3 protein-coding genes are annotated in these 3,552 nt (G+C 60.6%); 2 read left to right on the forward strand and 1 reads right to left on the reverse strand.

Features of this window, described 5'->3' with window-relative positions:
* Positions 1-516: 516 nt before the first annotated feature.
* Positions 517-714 (reverse strand): hypothetical protein, encoded by a 198-nt coding sequence (locus tag QZ302_RS09440; protein ID WP_294594775.1) that lies wholly within the window; start codon positions 712-714, stop codon positions 517-519.
* Positions 715-795: 81 nt separating this feature from the next.
* Here QZ302_RS09440 and cysQ point away from each other — a divergent pair, with 81 nt between their 5' ends.
* The gene (cysQ, locus tag QZ302_RS09445) at positions 796-1,650 is read left to right on the forward strand and encodes a 3'(2'),5'-bisphosphate nucleotidase CysQ (RefSeq protein WP_294594776.1); all 855 of its coding nucleotides are present in this window, start codon (positions 796-798) and stop codon (positions 1,648-1,650) included.
* On the forward strand, positions 1,634-2,716 hold the full coding sequence (locus tag QZ302_RS09450) for an agmatinase family protein (protein WP_294594778.1): 1,083 nt from the start codon (positions 1,634-1,636) through the stop codon (positions 2,714-2,716). The genes cysQ and QZ302_RS09450 overlap by 17 nt, the downstream gene beginning before the upstream one ends.
* Positions 2,717-3,552 lie beyond the last annotated feature (836 nt).

The raw sequence follows: 3,552 nt of genomic DNA on the forward strand, positions 1-3,552 counted from the left end.
GGAGGGATGCACAGCGTCTTTTGCTGGCCGCCTCTACCCCATGACACACCTCCCGGGCGCCCGGCCCACTTTAGTCGAGAGTGAATATTAAGGGTCGGAGCCAGCGTGGCCGGAAACGAGCCCCGCGACGTTGCAGGCCTACGCCTGGGGTGGCTCCGGCCCGGGCGGTTCTGCGAACCGCAGAATTCAACTCAAAATAGGGTAGAGGCGGCCAGTTACTTGGGGTAGAGGCTGGTAGTAAAACGCCCTGTGGGCGCGTTTATTCCGAGAGGCAACGCAACTGAAAAGCGTCGCCCCGGTTACCCGCGTAGCCGGGATTGAAATGCCTTGTACTGAAATCTAAATCCATGCCATTGGTGCCGTTCACCGATGACGAATAACAGTAGCCACTGCTTCCGACACTACCCAGTGCGCCAGAAGTATTGCGGTTGCGGAAGCCCGGGGCGCGCCGCTCGGCATTCGAATCGGCCCGCCTCTGCCCCACGGTAGCCTCTACACTAAATGCCTTCTCCCTGTTTATTCCGAGAGGCAACGCAACGGAAGACCGTAACCGCGTCCGCATATGTCGTTGGAACTAAGGTACAGCGCATGAAAGTTCAAGCCCAGACTGTAAATGTCGCTGATAGCTGCCGACCAACTGTATCCGCCGTCGCTGATACTCCATAACCCGCCATCGTTGCCGCCGCGGTAGCCCGGGGCGGGGCCGTCCGGCACTCGAAAACGGACCCTCCCATATATTCCCCGCGCCCGCCGCGCCGCGTTTTTGTAAAAAGTAAGTTTATTATACAGTGAGTCATGATAGAGCGAGAACAAACCGACTTTTTTCTGGTTCAGGCCTATAACGCCGCCATCCGTGCCGGAGCCAAAATCATGGAGATTTATACCCGGTACGACGACTTCTTCGTCGGCCTCAAAGCCGACAGCACCCCCATCACCATCGCCGACCGCGAAGCCCACCGGCTCATCCAGCACTACCTGAGCGCCACCCGGATTCCCCTGCTTTCGGAAGAGGGCCGAGACCTCTATTTCGACGAACGGCGCGGGTGGGACCTCTATTGGCTCATCGACCCCCTCGACGGCACCGAAGAGTTCATCAAACGGAACGGCGAATTCACCGTCAATATCGCCCTGATGGTCGACAACCGGCCTTTCTTGGGCGTGATCTACCTGCCCACCACCGAGACCCTCTATTTCAGCGATCCCGACCGCGGCGCCTTCTGCCGGACAGGCGTCCGGCCCGAGATGAGCGCCTCGTTCACCATCGGCCAACTGTTTCGCGACGCGCAACGCCTGCCGCTGGTTGCCGGGCGGAATACCCCGTTGCGCGTCGCCGTGAGCCGTTCGCACGAGACCGAACACGTCAAAGAGGAGATCCTTCGGTTACAGCAACAACTCGGCGAGATTCGCATCGTCGAGTACGGCAGCTCTTTGAAAATGTGCCTCGTGGCCGAAGGAGCAGTGGACTGCTACCTGCGAACCACGCCCACCTCGGAGTGGGACACCGCCGCCGGCGAAGCCATTGCGCGCGGAGCCGGAGCCGTCGTGCGGTCGCTGGCCGGCGACGAATTGCGGTATAACGAAGAGTCGCTCGAAAATCCGCCGTTCATCTGTCTCACCGCTGCTTTGAAAAACTATGACTGGAGAAGATAAGGAATTTGTCGCGAAAGACCTGAGCGCCTTTTCGCCCGACGATACCGGGGTGGCCAACGGAAACTATTTCGGACTGCCCTTCGCGGAGGACGAGGCGGAACTGGTGCTGCTCTCCGTGCCTTGGGATGTGACCGTCTCGTATAACGGCGGGACGGCAGCCGGGCCGGAGGCGATTCTGGTCGCTTCGACCCAGGTAGAGCTGCGCGACGCCCATTATCCGGAGGGTTGGCGGCGCGGGATTGCGACCGCACCGGCCGATCCGTGGATCGCATCGGCTTCGGAACGGCTTCGGACGGAGGCGGAACGGGTGATTGCGCACCTCGAAGAGGGAGGCGCGGCGACCGATCCGGCGATCGCCGCATCGCTGGAGGCTGTCAATGCCGGTTCGGCGCGCCTGAACGACCTTGTGTTTGCACAGGCTTCGTCGTCTTTGGAGTCCGGCCGTTTGGTGGGGCTGGTGGGGGGCGACCACAGCACGCCGCTCGGTCTGATGCGGGCCGTAGCGGCTCGGATGGCAGGCGAGGGGAGGGATTTCGGCATTCTGCATATCGATGCCCACGCCGATTTGCGCGTGGCTTACGAGGGATTTGCCTACTCGCATGCTTCGATTATGTACAACGCTTTGCAGCTGCCCGAGGTATCGCGGTTGGTGCAGGTGGGAATTCGGGATTTCTGCGGTGCGGAGGTCGAGTTGGCGGCGGATTCGCAGGGCCGGGTGGTACAGTTCGACGACTATACGTTGGCTCGTAACGCGTTCGAGGGGCTCTCCTGGGGGGCGCAGTGTGCGTCGATCGTCGACCGGTTGCCGGAGAACGTTTATGTGAGTTTCGACATCGACGGTCTCTCGCCGGACAACTGTCCGGGGACGGGGACTCCGGTTCCCGGGGGACTTTCGTACCGGGAGGCGGTCTATCTGTTGGCGAGTCTGGTGGAGTCGGGGCGTCGTATCGTGGGGTTCGACCTGACGGAGGTGGCTCCGCAGGCGGGCGACGGCGAGTGGAATGCGAACGTCGGCGCGCGGTTGCTCTACAAGTTGGCCAATCTTTGCCTCCGCTCGAATCGGTAGGGTCTCCTCATGTTTGATGTTAGGGCTGCCGCGCGAAGGTTGGAGGCGTCGGCAGTTTGAGGATGCGTAAGCATCCGTCGAAAGTTTTTCTGGTTCTCTTTGTTCACAACCGACGCTGCCAGCGAGAGCAATGCAAACGCAGTTTGCCAATTGCCGAGCTGGCGAGGAGGAACCGAGTAGCGTACCAAGGGCAGAGACCGCTTGCGGGCTTTGCCGAGGTAGCACGAGGAAGCCGAAGGCAACGCGAAGCCAAAAAGAACAGTACCCTCAAACCAACGCGCGCCGACGCCTAAAGAGGGAAATCGTCAAAATGTACTGGCACATTTTGGCAAGATTTCCCCGGCGCGCGAACAAAGAACGGGGTAGAGGTTGCCAGTGGAAATGCGTAAGCATTTCCCGTCCACGGGACGTGGGGCCCGCGCGGCCCGAGCGCAGTACCCTCCTGTTGGCGAAGACGCGCGCCGCCGCCTAAAGAAGCGATTCAACTATTTCGGCTTACTGCCGAAATAGAATGAATCGCGCAAGGCGCGCGAACAAAGGTGAGAAAAGACGGTTCAAAGCCCATCCGCGCGCCACGCCTTAAGAGGGAAATCGTCAAAATGCACTTGTGCGTTTTGACAGGATTTCCCCAGGCGCGCGGACAAAGCTCGACCCGCGCGCGACTGCTGGAGTAGGAAATCATTCAAACGCGTAATGCGCGTTTGAATAAGATTTCCGCCAGCGCGCGGACGAAGAACGGGGGGTAGAGGCTGCCCACTCCGAGTGCCGGACCCGAGTAGCGAAGCGAGAGCACGTCGGCTTGTCGACGATGCCTCGCAAGCGCGAGGGAGACCGCA

The sequence above is a fragment of the uncultured Rikenella sp. genome, from assembly GCF_910579375.1.
In the GTDB taxonomy this organism is placed as follows: domain Bacteria; phylum Bacteroidota; class Bacteroidia; order Bacteroidales; family Rikenellaceae; genus Rikenella.

What these genes read in the sequence shown, in the direction of transcription:
- cysQ (WP_294594776.1), top strand. Translation starts at nt 796, where the DNA reads ATGATAGAGCGAGAACAAACCGACTTTTTTCTGGTTCAGGCCTATAAC.
- QZ302_RS09450 (WP_294594778.1), top strand. Translation starts at nt 1,634, where the DNA reads ATGACTGGAGAAGATAAGGAATTTGTCGCGAAAGACCTGAGCGCCTTT.